Origin of the sequence: Ralstonia sp. TCR112 (assembly GCF_007997035.1) — a bacterium.
GTDB lineage: Bacteria > Pseudomonadota > Gammaproteobacteria > Burkholderiales > Burkholderiaceae > Ralstonia > Ralstonia edaphi.
Genome location: NZ_VOSS01000025.1, coordinates 71,131 through 85,197 on the forward strand (window position 1 = coordinate 71,131; position 14,067 = coordinate 85,197).

A 14,067-nucleotide genomic window follows, 5' to 3' on the forward strand; every position below is an offset into this window, starting at 1 on the left:
GACGCAGCGCTGTATGCGAGTCCGAAGCGGACAAAAGAAAAGGGCTTCCATTTCTGGAAGCCCTTCTCATTCTCGTATTAGGTTGGCGCGGCTGGCAGGATTCGAACCCACGACCCCTTGGTTCGTAGCCAAGTACTCTATCCAACTGAGCTACAGCCGCAACCGAGAAATGAGATTATACAGAGATTTTCCGTCTTGTGAACCCCCTTCTTCACTTTTTCTTCGAGAGGGACCAACTTTCTATAATGGAGCCTTGATCCACCGTGGCTTCCATCATGAACAAGGCTTTCGTCCGGGAAGATTCCGGCGATGACGAAGACGATCTGCCCGAGGGCGCTGCGCCCTTGCCGCCGGGTTCCAAGAACTACATCACGCCAGCGGGCTACGAGCGCTTGCGCACAGAGCTGATGCACCTCATCGACACCGAGCGGCCTGAGGTGGTCGGCATCGTGTCGTGGGCCGCATCCAATGGCGATCGCTCTGAAAACGGCGACTACCTTTACGGCAAGAAGCGCCTGCGCGAGATCGATCGCCGCATCCGCTTTCTCACGCGCCGTATCGAGAAGGCCGAGGTTGTCGACGCGAGCTTGCAGGGCGACAACGACCAGATCTTCTTTGGTGCGACAGTCACCTACGCCAACCAGCGCGGTGAAGAGACGACCATCACCATCGTCGGCATGGACGAGGTCGATCTGGACATCGGGCACGTGAGCTGGATTTCGCCGATTGCGCGCGCGCTCATCAAGGCGCGCGAGGGCGATACGGTGCCGCTGAGAACGCCGACCGGCGTCGAGCAGATCGACATCCTCGAGGTCAAATATCCATCGCGCTCGGCGTGAGTTTTTTTCCTCACGCCGGGTGGCCGAGGCAGTAGGCCCCGACGGCGATGACGGAGCAGGCCGACAGGCGCCGCGCCGTGAGCGACTCCTTCAGGAACAGTCGGCCGAGCAGCGCGGCAAACACCACCGATGTTTCGCGCAGGGCTGACACAGGCCCCATCGGCGCGAGCGTCACAGCCCAGATGACGATGCCGTAGGCGATGAGCGAGACCACGCCGCCGCCAAACGTCTTGAGCGTAGTGGCGTCGCGCACGTCGATGTTCAGCGGGCCTTTCCACATGCGATAGAGCAGCACCATCGGCAAGCTGTCGAGCATGAACAGCCAAGCTGAGTATGCATTTGCATTGCCTGCCGCCCGCGCGCCGATGCCGTCGCACACCGTGTAGCATGCGATGAATACGCCCGTGGTGAGGGCCGCCAGCGTCGAACCAAGATCGGCCTTGCGGCCGCGCGCGAGACTGAGAATGCCGCCACTCACCAGGACCACGCCCGCGAGTGCAATCGCGCCGGGCATTTCGCCCGCGAAGAGCGACGCGCCCACCGTTACGAGCAGCGGCGATGAGCCGCGCGCGATCGGGTACACCTGTCCGAACTCGCCAAACCGATACGCCCGCGCCAGAAACACGTTGTAGCCGACGTGCAGCACCGCGGACAGCGCCACATAGGGCCATGCAGCCGGCGCCGGCAACGGCAATGCAATCGCCATCGGTATGGCCGCTACACCGGAGGCCAGCGTCATCAGCGTGATGGCGCGCAGGCGGTCGGAGCCGCTTTTCAGCAACGCATTCCATGACGCGTGGAGCAGGGCGGCGCAGAGAACCAGGGCGATGACGGCGGGGGTCACGATGACGGGGTGCGCGGAGCGCGAAAGTGAAAATCGAGTCCATTTTTCTCACTCGATGCTGAATCGGCGAGAGCAGGAAAGCGACAGCGTAGCGCCATCAAGCATGATCAACAATCGATATATACTGACTCGATCTGTGCAAAAAACTCACGCGATATGCGCAAACTGCCCCCTCTGAATGCCGTGCGCGCCTTTGAATCGGCGGCGCGCCATCTGAGTTTTACGCGCGCAGGCGAAGAGCTGAACGTCACGCATGGCGCGATCAGCCGTCAGATCCAGGCGCTGGAGGCGTGGCTGGGTGTGGCGCTGTTTCGCAGGCTGAATCGGCGCGTGGAACTGACCGATGCGGGGCAGCGCTACTTGGCCGAGATTGGGGTGGCACTCGACCGCATCAGCACGGCCAGCCAGGCGCTGCGTGACCGCGACGCGGTGCGCATCCTCCGCGTCAACAGCATCCCGACGTTCACCATGCGCTGGCTGATTCCGCGGCTCTCCACATTTCAGATGCGTTTTCCGCGCGTGGAGGTGCGGCTGACCACGTCCATCGAAGAGATCGAAGACCTGCCCGATCATTTCGACGTGATCATCCGTGGCGGGCCGGAAATTCACGCGGGATTCCAATCGGGGCGCTTTCTGGACGAGAGCCGCTTTCCGGTGTGCAGCCCGATGTTGCTCGAACGCTTGCCGTTGTCGACGCCATCTGACTTGCGGCATCACACGCTGCTGCATTCGGACACGCTGCCTTCGGTGTGGCCAAGCTGGCTGGTGCTGGCGGGGGTGCCGAACCTGCGGCCCGCGCATGCGCTCACGTTCGAGCATTTCTATTTGTCGATCCAAGCTGCCATTGATGGGCTGGGTGTCGCGATGGGGCCCTCGGCGCTCGTCACGGAGGATCTTGAGGAGGGGCGCCTCATCGCGCCGTTTCCGGACCTTTCACTGGTCGCGCGTAGCTATTACTGGTACAGCCCGGCGCGCAATCTCGGTGACGAAGTGGTGCAGGCATTTTGTGCGTGGCTGGGCGAGGAACGGCCGCAACGTCACGCAAACGTGAACACATTTCGGGCTTCCGGTAACGGAGGTAACGCCGCGTAACACCCTAGAGGCGCGGGCGAAAGCCGGTGCTACGATCCACTCAAGTTCGATGGGTTTGAAAAGGAGGTCCCCAATATGAAGAAGAACGCATGGATTCTCGCTGCATGCCTGGCCGCGGCCGGTGTGGCAGGCTCGATCGCCTTGCCGGCGCAGGCGCAGGTGTCGATCGGTGTGCAGATCGGCCCGACCTACGCGCCGCCGCCGCCTCAATATGAGCCCGTGCCGGTCTTGCAGCCGGGCTACGTCTGGGTGCCGGGTTACTGGCAATGGCGTGACGGCCGCTACGTCTGGCGTCGCGGCTATCGCGAACACGGCCGACCGGGTTACCACTGGCGCGAGCCGCGCTGGGAGCAGGGGCCGCACGGCTGGCAAATGCGTGACGGCGGCTGGGACCGCGGTGACGACGGCCGCTGGCGCGGTCGTGATCGCGATGACCGCTATCACTGCCCCCCGGGCCACGCGCGCAAGGGCGAATGCTGATGATGCAACGACAGGCCGGTCATGTACCGGCCTGTTTTTTGCAGGCAGTTCTGTCGACGCCGTAATCGCCGGACGAGCGGCAGCGGCGCCTCCGGGAGGCAACATGACAATGGAATCGAATTGGCGCACCGAGCTGTACAAGGACTTCGACGTCTATGTACTGGCCATTCCGCGTGCCGAGCGCAAATCGGAAAGGAGCGGGCAGGGGCCCGCGCAGTGGGATTTTGTCGTGCGCATCTGCGAGTCGGGCGCAGACCCAACCGCGGTCGAAACTCTCGTCGCCCATTCGCATGACGAGCGCCCGCTGCCCACGCGTGAAGCCGCTGAAGATGCCGGGCTTACGCGCGGCTATGGCTTGATCGATGAATTGCTGGGGCGGAACCCCGTCCAGCAGTCGATCGATCTCTGACGCGCACTTACGCGGCCAGCGCTGCGTCGCGAACGTGCCGGCGCGCGAATTGCCACCACAGCCACGTCGAGTCTGGCCCCGGCGCGTGGAAGGCGTAGCGCGGGTCGCCGCCGCTCCAGGCGTGGCCCATCGTGGTGAGTTGGCACAGGCTGACGATGCATTCGCCGTCGCGCATGTCGTTGCGCAGGACATAACCCTCGCCGCGCGCGGTTTCGCGTGAGACGTTGCCCCCATCGCCGAGATGATTCAGCGCGCGGAACTGCGCGGCCAGTTGCGCCTGGTTGGCGGGGTTGACGGCCTCGTCGCGCAGGCCGTGCAACAGCATCGTCGGCATGCCGGGGTAGGCGGCCACGTTTACCACGCTGGAGAGTGCCTCGACGGCGTCGACGCGTGCTCCGCGGCGCATCAGGTTCAACGCAGATGCCGGCGAGCGCGCCACGCCCAACGCCGGGCCTGAATGCAGCGCCAATGCGGCGAACAGCTTCGGATGACGCAATGCGATCAGGCCGGCCAATCCGGCGCCGGCTGACAAGCCTGCCAGATACACGCGTGAAGGATCGGCGCCAGTCTGTTCCAGGGTTTGCTCGATCAGCTGGGCAATGCCGTCCGCCTCGCGGGCGCCGGCGTGCTCGGGGTCATACCAGTGCCAGCAGCATTGCGGATGCGCGCGGCGCGGCTGCTCCGGGTACAGGACGATAAAGCCCTCGCGATCTGCCAGTGCATTCATGCGCGTGCCGTGTGCCAGCACTTCTGCCGATTGCTTGCAGCCATGCAGCATCACCATCAGCGCGGGGGGCTTGCTGCCGCGCGTGGGCGGTGTGTACAGCCAGTATTCCGGCCGGCGTGCCACCACGACCGGCGACTCCGGTTCGTAGATGAACTGCTCGCGGACAAAGGTGCCCTGGGTGGGCGTCGGACGCACGCGGCGTGGGCTCTCCCTGCGGGCGGTCGGCTTGAGCGGCTTGACGGGTTTGGGCGGCCACGACTGGCGGCCAAAGCCCGGGGTGGTCAGGGCGTCGACCAGCCGGGTGATGGATTTCATCCAATTACGGTGCATGGCGGCGGCAAAGAGGCTCGGATGGGGATGATGGTGCCCGTGCATTCCGAGAGGTCGCAAGTGGTTTCGGTTTTGGTAAGACAGTGTGCCAGTGATTTTGTTGCGACGCAGCATTCGAAGTGGGCGAAGCGCCTCATGGCCGCCCGGTCGAGGTCGAAAGTTTGCAATTGCACGCGACTGTCATGGAGACACCGTTGGTGAGCGGCTACACTGCCGCGGCGGGGCGGGCCTCGCAGGGCTCGCCTTTCGGCTTTCCCGTTCCCCGTTGTGTACTTATGGAGGTCGTTATGGGTTTTTTTGACTTCATCAAAGAGGCTGGCGAGAAGCTGTTCCACGGCAGCGCCGCAGCCGCCCCGGCCGATGCGTCGGCGGATGCCGGTGCCGCCAAGGCAGCCGACGATGCCAAGGGCCAAGCCATTCAGGACTACATCGCGAAGCAGGGCCTGAGTGCCACGGCGCTGTCCGTGCAGGTGGAGGGCGACGCCGCCAAGGTGTTTGGCGTGGCGCCCGACCAAGCCACGCGCGAGAAGATCATCCTGTGCTGCGGCAACGTCGAAGGCATCAAGTCGGTGGATGATCAGATGTCGGTCAATACCGAGTCGCAAGAGTCGCAATGGCACACCGTGGAGCGCGGCGACACGCTCTCGGCCATCGCCAAGAAGTTCTACGGCGATGCCAACAAGTACCCGGCCATCTTCGAAGCCAACAAGCCGATGCTGTCGAATCCGGACAAGATCTATCCGGGCCAGAAGCTGCGCATTCCGGCGGCGTGATCTGGCAGGTGGTTGCATCAAGACGGAGGGCCTTCGGGCCCTTTTTCTTTTGCCGGCGCATGACGGTTGAGTGAGACACCTGTCGCATTCGCTGCGACGTCTGTCTCGCCCCGCTGGTCTCTAACGAGACGACTTCAGGTGCGCCGCAAGCGCGGGTCGCATGACGGCAATCCCTTGCCACTAAAGGCTCTGCGCGCTTTCTCGATGCACGCGAGCCGCTTGCGCTTGCAGCTGGCACCCCTCTTGCAATTCCCGGTCAGCCGGCCCAGCAGCCGGACACCGATACGAGAGCAAGAGGAGACTTTGCATGGACCCCACACCGCAACATCTTCTGTGGATGTACGAGAAGATGATCGAGATTCGCCAGTACGAAGAGGCCATGGCGAAGGTCTATCTGGAAGGCAAGTTGCCGCCGAAAATCCAGAAGGGCCTGGCCTTTGATATTGGCGCCGGGCCAGTGCCTGGCGAGATGCATCTGTCGGCGGGGCAGGAGCCAGTGGCGGTGGGCGTATGTGCGCATCTGCGGCCCGAAGACACCGTGGTTGGCCCGCACCGCGCCCACCATTTCGCCATCTCCAAGGGCGTGCCCCTGAATGAAATGACCGCCGAGATCTTCGGCAAGGTAACGGGGCTCGGCCGCGGCAAGGGCGGCCACATGCACCTGTTTCACCCGGAGACCAAGTTCTCGTGCAGCGGCATCGTCGGCGCGAGCATGCCGCAAGCCTGTGGCGCGGCGCTCGCGGCGCGCAAGCTGAACAAGGACTGGGTGGCCATTGCGGTGTTTGGCGAGGGCGCGGCCAATCAGGGCGCGTTCCATGAGTCGTTGAATCTGGCGGCGCTGTGGAAGCTGCCTGTCGTCTTCATCTGCGAAGACAACAAGTACGGCATCTCGGTCGAGAAAGCCGATTCGACCTCCGTGCCTTCCAACGATGTACGTGCCGCCGGCTACGGCATGCCCGGCGTGCTGGTGGACCGCAACGACGCCGTGGCCGTCTATCACGCGGCCGGCGAGGCCATCGCCCGCGCGCGACGCGGCGAGGGGCCGACGCTCATCGAGGTCAAGACCGATCGCTACCTCGGCCACTTCCAGGGCGACCCGGAAACGTACCGCCCGAAGGACGAGGCCAAGCACCTGCGCGAGGCCGATCCCATCAACCTCCTTGGCAACAGTCTGCGGGCTTCGGGGCTGCTCGACGACAACGCCGACAGCGCGCTGCGGGCCGCCATCTCGGCACGCATTGACGCGGCCTACGACTTCGGCCGCAACAGCCCGTATCCGGAACCCGGCGAAGCGCTGGATCACGTTTTCGTTCATTAAGCAGCCCCTGCGGCCATCACAGGAGACTCACCATGCAAGCCTCACAAGGCGCGGCGCAGGGCGCGCGCACCCTCACCATGGCGCAGGCCATTTCCGAAGCCATCGGCCAGGAAATGGAACGCGACCCGCGTGTCTTCGTCATGGGCGAAGACATCGGCAAGTACGGCGGCATTTTCAGCGCCACCACCGGGTTGCTCGACCGCTTCGGGCCGGATCGCATCATGGACACGCCGATTTCAGAGACGGCCTTCATCGGCGCGGCACTCGGCGCAGCAGCGGAAGGGTTGCGCCCCATCGCCGAGCTGATGTTCGTGGATTTCTTCGGGGTGTGCTTCGACCAGATCTACAACCACCTGGCGAAGAACACCTACATGTCCGGCGGCCGTGTCGCGCTGCCCGCCGTCATCACGACCGGCATCGGCGGGGGCTACAACGATGCGGCTCAGCACTCGCAATGCCTGTACGCCAGCTTTGCCCACATGCCGGGCATGAAGGTGGTCGTACCGTCCAACGCGTACGACGCCAAGGGCCTGATGACGCAGGCCATCCGCGACGACAACCCGGTCATCTTCTGCTACCACAAGGGCATCATGGGCCTGTCGTGGATGTCCTACTTCGAGGGCAGCACGAACGCGGTCCCCGAAGAGGCCTACACGATCCCGTTCGGGCAGGCGCGCGTGGCGCGCGAAGGCCGCGACGTGACCATCGTCACGCTCTCGCAGATGGTGCAGAAGTCGTTGCTGGCGGCCGAGCAGCTCGCCGCCGAGGGCATCGATGTCGAGGTGATCGACCTGCGCACCATCGTGCCGCTCGACCGCCAGGCGGTACTCCGCTCGGTGGCCAAGACGGGCCGTCTGCTGGTGGCCGACGAGGACTACCTCAGCTTCGGCCTGTCAGGCGAGATTGCCGCCATCGTGGCGGAGAACCTCGACACCGTGGCATTGCGCGCGCCCGTGCGGCGGCTGGCGGTGCCCGACGTGCCCATTCCGTACTCGCGACCGCTCGAGCAGTTCGTCATTCCGCAGGTCGACAGCATCGTCACCCAGGTGCGCGCACTCGTGCAGCACCAACCGGCTTTCCATTCACTCAAGCGAGAAGCAGCATGATCGACGTACTGATGTCTGACGCCGCCTGGCAGGACGTGGAAGAGGGCACCGAGGCCCTGTTGCAGGATTGGCTCGTCAAGCCCGGTGATGCGGTGAGCGCGGGGCAGGCCCTGGCGGTGGTCGAGCTGGTCAAGACCACGCACGAGGTGGCGGCTCCGGCCGATGGCGTTGTCGCCGCACTGGAGGTCGCGGCCCAGGACACCTTCGGGCGCGGCGCGGTGCTGGCGCGGCTGGAGCCGAAAGCATGAACCAAGCCGTCGCTTTCGTGCCCGATGCCGGCGAGCGTCGTGTCGTGCCGCTCGCGGGCATGCGCGGTGCCATCGCCCGCACCATGAGCGCTGCCTGGCAGGTGCCGCGCGTGGCGCAGTCGATCGAGGTGGATGCCACCCGGTTGGAAGCCGCCGTGCAGGCACTGCAGCAGCAGCTCGGGCCGCAGTGCAAGGTCACGCTGACGGCCTTCGTGCTGCGTGCGGTGGCATTGACACTGCGCGAGCATCCACGCCTGAATGCCCGCGCGCTCGAGAAAGAAATCGAGTTGATGCCCGACGTCAACATCGGCTTGGCCGTCAGCCTGGATGAAGGGCTGATGGTGCCGGTGCTGCGCAATGTCGACGCGCAGTCAGTGGCCGACATTGCCGCCGAAAGCCGCCGCCTGGCTGCAGGAGCCCGCGCTGGCACGTTGTCCGCCGGCAGCTATCAGCACGGCACCTTCACCGTGACCAACCTCGGCATGACGGGCATCGACAGCTTCACGCCCATCATCAACGTGCCGCAGGTGGCCATCCTCGGTGTGACGCGTGTTGCCAAGCGGGCGGTGGTCAAGGGCGACAGCATCGTGGTCGCGCCAATGATGGGCCTGCATCTGATCTTCGATCACCGCGCTGTGGACGGTTACCCGGCCGCACGCTTCCTGACCGATCTGAAGGTGCGGCTGGAAACCGTTGAAGGTCTGTGATGCTGACCGCCGCCTTCCTCTCCGATGGAATTCATTGCGCAGACGAGCAGGACTGGAACCGCGCGCAGCTTGCGCAACCGGTCCTGCGGCCAGCGGTGCGGCTGTGGACGTATGCGGGCCCCGGTGTCGTGCTCGGTCGTGCGCAGGCGGCCTTGCATCCGGGCATGGCAGGCGGCGCCACGCCGGTGGTCGTGCGCGACGCTGGCGGCGGCGCGGTGCTGGCCGGGCCCTGGATGTTGTCGGCATCGATCGTGCTGCCCGCCGATCATCGCTCGTCGCGGGGACCGGCACGGTGTCGAGCTACCGGTGGCTGGGCGTGCTGCACGCAGGGCTGTTGCGAGACCTCGGCATTCCGGCCTATGCAGTGCCGCCGGAGGAAGTGCGGTTAGCATCGCCGGCCCCGTCGCTCAAGTGGGCCTGCTTCGGCTCGCTGTCGCCGTGGGAAGTGGTGGTCGGGCATCGCAAGATCGTCGGTCTCGCGCAGGTACGGCGCCGCACGGGCGTGCTGCTGACGTGCGGCACGCTCGTCTCGCCGCCGGACTGGCCGCTGCTGTGCACGGCTTTGGGAGCGAATCCGGCGCAGGCGGAGCGCCTGCAAGCGTGTACGACGTCCTGTACCGAGCAGTTGGGCGCGCCGCTATTGGCCACCGTACTGGCCGAAGGACTGCACCACATGCTGGTCGATGTGCTTGGCGAGCACGATCTCACAAATGAACCCCGTCATTCCCACGGCGCGCCATATGCGTCGCAGGTGTCCCGGACCGCCGCGGCGGGACCATGAGCCGCCAGGCAACGTTGTGCATTTCAACAAGATAAGGCGCGCGCGGTGCACGCCCGATAACGGAGGCAACCAACATGAAACCCACGCCAACCGCTGGCCCTGCCATGCGCGTTTTGGACAAGCAACCCAAGGTGTCGCGACGCGGCTTTCTGCGCGGCAGCGGCCTGGCCGCCATCAGCGTCACGGTCGTGCCGTCGGCCATGGCGGTCACCAAGGACGTCGTGGTCGAGCACAGCTTTCCCCTGCTGGGCACCGCCACCGGCAGGACGCTGGTGCGCATGGCGCGCGACATCTATCCGCACGACAAGTTGGCCGACAAGTTCTACGTGGAGGCCGTGGCGCCCTATGACGCGGCGGCAGGCAAGGATTCGACAGTGAAGACGCTGCTGATCAACGGCGTGCACGACCTGGACCAACGCGCCAGGCAGCGTTATGGCGTGCCGTACATCCAGGTGAAGACCGAGAACGAACGTGTGGCGCTGCTCAAGGACATCGAGTCCACGCCCTTCTTCAAGAAGGTCCAGGGCGATCTGGTTACCGGTCTCTACAACAACAAGAAGCTATGGCCCCTGTTCGGCTACGAGGGCTCGTCGTGGCAGAAGGGCGGCTATCTGCACCGCGGCTTCGACGACATCGACTGGCTCTGAGCGCCGGCGCATAAAAAAACGGAGACAACCATCATGACGGATCAGGCAAAGTTTTCCCTCGACGACGATAGCGTTGTCGTGATCGTCGGTTCGGGCGCGGGCGGCGGCACGCTCGCCAACGAGCTGGCGCAGCGCGGTGTCAAATGCGTGGTGCTGGAAGCCGGAAAGCACTACACGCAGGCCGATTTCGAGAACGACGAATGGGCCATGTTCAACAAGATCTCGTGGCTCGACAAACGCATCTCGGCGGGCGGTTGGCACCACACCAAGACGTATCCAAACCTGCCTGCCTGGATCGTGAAGGGCGTGGGCGGGTCTACGGTGCACTGGTCCGGCGTGGCATTGCGCTTTCAGGAGCATGACTTCCACACCAAAACGACGTACGGCGCAATCCAGGGGGCCAATGTGCTGGATTGGCCGATCACGCTGTCCGAGCTTGAGCCGTATTACGAACTGGCCGAGAAGAAGATGGGCGTGTGCGGCACCAAGGCCAGCGGCCTGCCGCCCATGCCGCCAAACAACCACTACAAGGTGATCGAAGCAGGCGCAAGAAAGGTGGGCTACAAGCACATCGTCCGCCCCGCCGCGTCGAACTCCGAACCGTATGACGGCCGCCCCGGTTGCATGCAGATCGGCTTTTGCATGCAGGGCTGCAAGATCGGCGCGAAATGGTCGACGCTCTACACCGAAGTGCCGCGTGCCCAGGCCACCGGCAATGTCGAACTGCGGCCCGAATCGATGGTGCTGCAGATCCAGCATGACAAGCAGGGCCGCGCCAATGGTGTGCTCTATGTCGACAACAAGGGCCGCAAGCAGCTGCAGAAGGCACGGGTGGTCTGTGTGGCGGGCAATTCCATCGAGTCGCCGCGTCTGTTGCTGAACTCCGCGTCGAGCATGTTCCCCAACGGGCTCGCCAATTCGTCGGGGCAGGTGGGCAAGAACTACATGAACCACGCCACGGCAGCGGCGGTGTCCATCCACAAGAAGCCGGTCTACATGTATCGCGGCTTCGACATTGCGGCGGTAGTGGCCGATGAGGTGCCGCTCAATACCAAGCGCGGGTTTGTCGGCGGCTATTACCTCGAAGGTCTGGCCATTCACCTGCCCTACACGGCCGCGTTCATGAAGCCGGGCGGCTGGGGGCGCGACTTCACCTCGGCCATGGAAATGTACGACCACATGAGCTGCGTCTGGGTGTGCGGTGAAGACCTTGCGCGCGAGCAGAACAGCATCACGCTGCATCCCACCGAGAAAGACCGGTACGGTCTGCCGATTCCCATCGTCAGCAAGACCTATCACGAGAACGACGAAAAAATCACCGCGCACGGCCTGGTGCAGTGGCGCAAGGTGTCCGAGGCGGTGGGCGCGACGCGGGTGATCGACATGCCTGCCTATCCGGCCAGCCACAACATGGGCACCAACCGCATGAGCGCGAAGGCCAGCGACGGCGTGGTCAACCGCTGGGGACAGGCACACGATGTGAAGAACCTGTTCATCTCCGACGGCAGCCAGTTCACGTCGAGTTCGGCGGCCAACCCCACGCTCACCATCGTGGCCCTGGCGATCCGGCAGGCTGAATACATTGCCGGGGCATTGAACCGCAGGGAGATCTGAGCCAGCGAGCCCGGTTGCCTGTGCAGCGTCGCTACGTTGCGGCAACCGGGTAAATCGATTAGCGTAGAACCGCATCCGCCCTCGCTCCAAAGGCCGGCAAAGACCGGCGGCGCGGGCATCGCACCCTTCAAATGCGGCGGCTAAGGAGACAGTCGTGCAGCAAAAAGCACACCGCGCACATATCGAGCGGCTGCTCGCCTTCTCGCAGCAGCCGGGCGAGGCGCAAGGCGTCATCGAGCGCTCATGGCGGCGCTGCCTGGACGACTACGGTCGCGACCCCAGCCGACCCACACCCGCCTACATCGTCGAAGCACAGCGCCTGCGCGAACACAAGGACCAGATCGAGGACTTCCTGAGCGTCGCGCGTACCGGCATGGAGCAGCTCTATAAGCGCGTCTCCGGCCTCGACTACGTGCTGCTGCTGACCGACGCCTACGGCGTCACAGTGGACTTCATCGGCAACGACAACCTCGACCGCGAACTGAAACGTTCTGGCCTGTACCTGGGCGCGGATTGGAGCGAGTCGCGCGCCGGAACCTGTGCGGTCGGCACCTGCATCGTCGAGCAGGCCCCGGTGACGTGTCATCAGACCGATCATTTCGACGCTTGCCACATCACGCTCACCTGCAACAGCGCGCCGCTGTTTGACCCGACTGGCAACTTCCTCGGCGTGCTCGATGTGTCTGCTCTGAGTGCGCCTGCCCCGCGTGAAGGGCAGCACCTCGCGCTGCAGATGACCACCATGTACGCGCAGAAGATCGAAGACGCGAACTTCCTGCGCTACTTCCGCGATCAGTGGATCCTGCGGTTGGGGTCAACGTGGTCGCTGGTGGATGTGGACAGCGAAATCATGGTCGCCTTCGACGCCGACGGCGTGATTCGCGGCATCAACAGCGGTGGCCGGCGCAAGCTGCGGCTCGAAAGCGATCCGCACGCCGATGTACGTGGCCACCTCTTGACCGAAGTGTTTCGCGAAAACATGAGCGAGCTGTGGCGCATCGCCCGCGCTGGCACCTCATCCGAGCGTACGGCGATTCGGATGTTCGATCACGGGCTGTATTACGCGACGGGGATTCCGCCGCGCGGCGCGCCGGGCAAGCCGTCTATGCCGTCTGCGGCGGCAGCTCAGCCGGTGTTGCCCAGCCCCGAGGCCAGTGCCGCCCTGGAGGCGCTCGGCGCCGACGACCCGCAGATGCAGCGGCTGATCCTGCAGGCCAAGCGTCTGGCCAACAAGCCGCTCAACATCCTGGTACAAGGCGAGACCGGCACCGGAAAGGAAGTCCTGGCCAAGGCGCTGCACACCGCGAGCGAGCGTCGCAGCAAAGCGTTCGTTGCGGTCAATTGCGCGGCCATTCCCGAGTCGCTCATTGAGAGCGAACTGTTCGGCTACACGCCGGGCACCTTCACCGGCGCCCGCAGCAAGGGCATGCGCGGCCTGATCGCCCAATCGGACGGCGGCACGCTGTTTCTCGACGAGATTGGCGACATGCCGCTGCATCTGCAGAGCCGGCTGTTGCGTGTGCTGTCCGAACGCGAAGTGATGCCGCTGGGTTCGGAAAAGCCGACGCCGGTTGACCTGCGCGTGATTGCCGCCTCCCACCGTGACCTGCGCCAGCTCATTGCCGAGCAGCGGTTCCGTGAGGATCTCTACTACCGGCTGTGCGGTGCAACGCTGCACCTTCCGACGCTGCGCGAGCGTTGCGACAAGGACTACCTGATCGCCCGCATCGTCGAAGAAGAAGCGCGCCAGCTCGACATGCACGCGCAACTCGCGCCGGCTGCGCTGGCGGTGCTGCGCAGCTACCCGTGGCAGGGCAATGTCCGGCAGTTGCGCAACGTGCTGCGCTTTGCGCTGGCCATGAGCGACGACGGCCTGATCGATGTCGACGCGTTGCCGCCGGAGGTTCTTGAAAGCACGACGGACGCTACGGCTGCCGCAGCTTCAGTCGCGGCCGATGCCGCACCGGACAACGAGCGGGAAATCCTGCTGGCTGCGTTGCGCCGGAACAAATGGCGCATCACCCACGTTGCGCACGAGCTTGGCATCGCGCGCGCGACGGTCTATCGCCAGATGGAACGGTTCGGGATTGTTTCGCCGAATCAGCAATAGGCTGAGCGCGAGGGGAGCCGAGGTGCCTTGCTTCCGGAAGGG

15 protein-coding genes and 1 tRNA gene are annotated in these 14,067 nt (G+C 64.5%); 13 read left to right on the forward strand and 3 right to left on the reverse strand.

All coding sequences use genetic code 11. The annotated features are described in order from the left end of the window. Positions 1–83 precede the first annotated feature (83 nt). Positions 84–160: transfer RNA gene (locus FUT88_RS08945), tRNA-Arg, on the reverse strand. 115 nt (positions 161–275) lie between these two features. On the opposite strand from FUT88_RS08945, the gene greB reads away from it, so the two are divergent. After that, the gene (greB, locus tag FUT88_RS08950; protein WP_147214662.1) at positions 276–839 is read left to right on the forward strand and encodes a transcription elongation factor GreB; all 564 of its coding nucleotides are present in this window, start codon (positions 276–278) and stop codon (positions 837–839) included. A gap of 10 nt (positions 840–849) precedes the next feature. Here greB and FUT88_RS08955 read toward each other — a convergent pair whose 3' ends face one another. Beyond that, positions 850–1,683: a DMT family transporter gene (locus FUT88_RS08955; RefSeq protein ID WP_147214663.1), complete on the reverse strand. Its 834-nt coding sequence runs from the start codon at positions 1,681–1,683 to the stop codon at positions 850–852. 156 nt (positions 1,684–1,839) lie between these two features. Between FUT88_RS08955 and gcvA the strand changes: the two genes are divergently transcribed. The 3 genes from gcvA (at position 1,840) to FUT88_RS08970 (ending at position 3,664) form a co-directional block, all read left to right on the forward strand. After that, positions 1,840–2,775 (forward strand): transcriptional regulator GcvA, encoded by a 936-nt coding sequence (gcvA, locus tag FUT88_RS08960; RefSeq protein WP_147214664.1) that lies wholly within the window; start codon positions 1,840–1,842, stop codon positions 2,773–2,775. A gap of 75 nt (positions 2,776–2,850) precedes the next feature. Continuing rightward, positions 2,851–3,255 (forward strand): YXWGXW repeat-containing protein, encoded by a 405-nt coding sequence (locus FUT88_RS08965; protein ID WP_147214665.1) that lies wholly within the window; start codon positions 2,851–2,853, stop codon positions 3,253–3,255. A gap of 103 nt (positions 3,256–3,358) precedes the next feature. Continuing rightward, positions 3,359–3,664 (forward strand): hypothetical protein, encoded by a 306-nt coding sequence (locus tag FUT88_RS08970; RefSeq protein WP_147214666.1) that lies wholly within the window; start codon positions 3,359–3,361, stop codon positions 3,662–3,664. A gap of 7 nt (positions 3,665–3,671) precedes the next feature. Here the strand turns inward: FUT88_RS08970 and FUT88_RS08975 are convergent, their stop codons facing one another. Then, on the reverse strand, positions 3,672–4,706 hold the full coding sequence (locus FUT88_RS08975) for an alpha/beta hydrolase family esterase (RefSeq protein WP_147214667.1): 1,035 nt from the start codon (positions 4,704–4,706) through the stop codon (positions 3,672–3,674). A 302-nt stretch (positions 4,707–5,008) separates the two neighbouring features. Between FUT88_RS08975 and lysM the strand changes: the two genes are divergently transcribed. The 9 genes from lysM to FUT88_RS09020 all read left to right on the forward strand — a co-directional run bounded on the left by lysM (position 5,009) and on the right by FUT88_RS09020 (position 14,025). Continuing rightward, on the forward strand, positions 5,009–5,494 hold the full coding sequence (gene lysM, locus FUT88_RS08980; protein WP_147214668.1) for a peptidoglycan-binding protein LysM: 486 nt from the start codon (positions 5,009–5,011) through the stop codon (positions 5,492–5,494). Positions 5,495–5,801: 307 nt separating this feature from the next. Continuing rightward, positions 5,802–6,812 (forward strand): thiamine pyrophosphate-dependent dehydrogenase E1 component subunit alpha, encoded by a 1,011-nt coding sequence (locus tag FUT88_RS08985; RefSeq protein ID WP_147214669.1) that lies wholly within the window; start codon positions 5,802–5,804, stop codon positions 6,810–6,812. A 32-nt stretch (positions 6,813–6,844) separates the two neighbouring features. Continuing rightward, on the forward strand, positions 6,845–7,918 hold the full coding sequence (locus tag FUT88_RS08990) for an alpha-ketoacid dehydrogenase subunit beta (RefSeq protein WP_102066447.1): 1,074 nt from the start codon (positions 6,845–6,847) through the stop codon (positions 7,916–7,918). Continuing rightward, entirely contained in the window at positions 7,915–8,166 is a 252-nt protein-coding gene (locus tag FUT88_RS08995) for a lipoyl domain-containing protein (protein ID WP_102066446.1), read from the forward strand. Before FUT88_RS08990 ends, FUT88_RS08995 begins: the two co-directional genes overlap by 4 nt. Then, positions 8,163–8,873 (forward strand): dihydrolipoamide acetyltransferase family protein, encoded by a 711-nt coding sequence (locus FUT88_RS09000; RefSeq protein WP_147214670.1) that lies wholly within the window; start codon positions 8,163–8,165, stop codon positions 8,871–8,873. The genes FUT88_RS08995 and FUT88_RS09000 overlap by 4 nt, the downstream gene beginning before the upstream one ends. Positions 8,874–9,165: 292 nt before the next feature. Continuing rightward, complete coding sequence (locus FUT88_RS09005; protein ID WP_147214671.1) at positions 9,166–9,654, forward strand: hypothetical protein; 489 nt, start codon at positions 9,166–9,168, stop codon at positions 9,652–9,654. Positions 9,655–9,728: 74 nt separating this feature from the next. Then, entirely contained in the window at positions 9,729–10,301 is a 573-nt protein-coding gene (locus FUT88_RS09010) for a twin-arginine translocation signal domain-containing protein (RefSeq protein WP_222614251.1), read from the forward strand. Between the two features lie 33 nt (positions 10,302–10,334). Continuing rightward, positions 10,335–11,915: a GMC family oxidoreductase gene (locus FUT88_RS09015; RefSeq protein ID WP_147214673.1), complete on the forward strand. Its 1,581-nt coding sequence runs from the start codon at positions 10,335–10,337 to the stop codon at positions 11,913–11,915. 154 nt (positions 11,916–12,069) lie between these two features. Beyond that, positions 12,070–14,025 carry a sigma-54-dependent Fis family transcriptional regulator gene (locus tag FUT88_RS09020; protein ID WP_147214674.1) on the forward strand — a complete coding sequence of 652 codons (1,956 nt, stop codon included), beginning with the start codon at positions 12,070–12,072 and terminating at the stop codon, positions 14,023–14,025. The last annotated feature ends 42 nt before the right edge of the window (positions 14,026–14,067 follow it).

What these genes read in the sequence shown, in the direction of transcription:
- greB (WP_147214662.1), top strand. Translation starts at nt 276, where the DNA reads ATGAACAAGGCTTTCGTCCGGGAAGATTCCGGCGATGACGAAGACGAT.
- gcvA (WP_147214664.1), top strand. Translation starts at nt 1,840, where the DNA reads ATGCGCAAACTGCCCCCTCTGAATGCCGTGCGCGCCTTTGAATCGGCG.
- FUT88_RS08965 (WP_147214665.1), top strand. Translation starts at nt 2,851, where the DNA reads ATGAAGAAGAACGCATGGATTCTCGCTGCATGCCTGGCCGCGGCCGGT.
- FUT88_RS08970 (WP_147214666.1), top strand. Translation starts at nt 3,359, where the DNA reads ATGACAATGGAATCGAATTGGCGCACCGAGCTGTACAAGGACTTCGAC.
- FUT88_RS08975 (WP_147214667.1), bottom strand. Translation starts at nt 4,706, where the DNA reads ATGAAATCCATCACCCGGCTGGTCGACGCCCTGACCACCCCGGGCTTT.
- lysM (WP_147214668.1), top strand. Translation starts at nt 5,009, where the DNA reads ATGGGTTTTTTTGACTTCATCAAAGAGGCTGGCGAGAAGCTGTTCCAC.
- FUT88_RS08985 (WP_147214669.1), top strand. Translation starts at nt 5,802, where the DNA reads ATGGACCCCACACCGCAACATCTTCTGTGGATGTACGAGAAGATGATC.
- FUT88_RS08990 (WP_102066447.1), top strand. Translation starts at nt 6,845, where the DNA reads ATGCAAGCCTCACAAGGCGCGGCGCAGGGCGCGCGCACCCTCACCATG.
- FUT88_RS08995 (WP_102066446.1), top strand. Translation starts at nt 7,915, where the DNA reads ATGATCGACGTACTGATGTCTGACGCCGCCTGGCAGGACGTGGAAGAG.
- FUT88_RS09000 (WP_147214670.1), top strand. Translation starts at nt 8,163, where the DNA reads ATGAACCAAGCCGTCGCTTTCGTGCCCGATGCCGGCGAGCGTCGTGTC.
- FUT88_RS09010 (WP_222614251.1), top strand. Translation starts at nt 9,729, where the DNA reads ATGAAACCCACGCCAACCGCTGGCCCTGCCATGCGCGTTTTGGACAAG.
- FUT88_RS09015 (WP_147214673.1), top strand. Translation starts at nt 10,335, where the DNA reads ATGACGGATCAGGCAAAGTTTTCCCTCGACGACGATAGCGTTGTCGTG.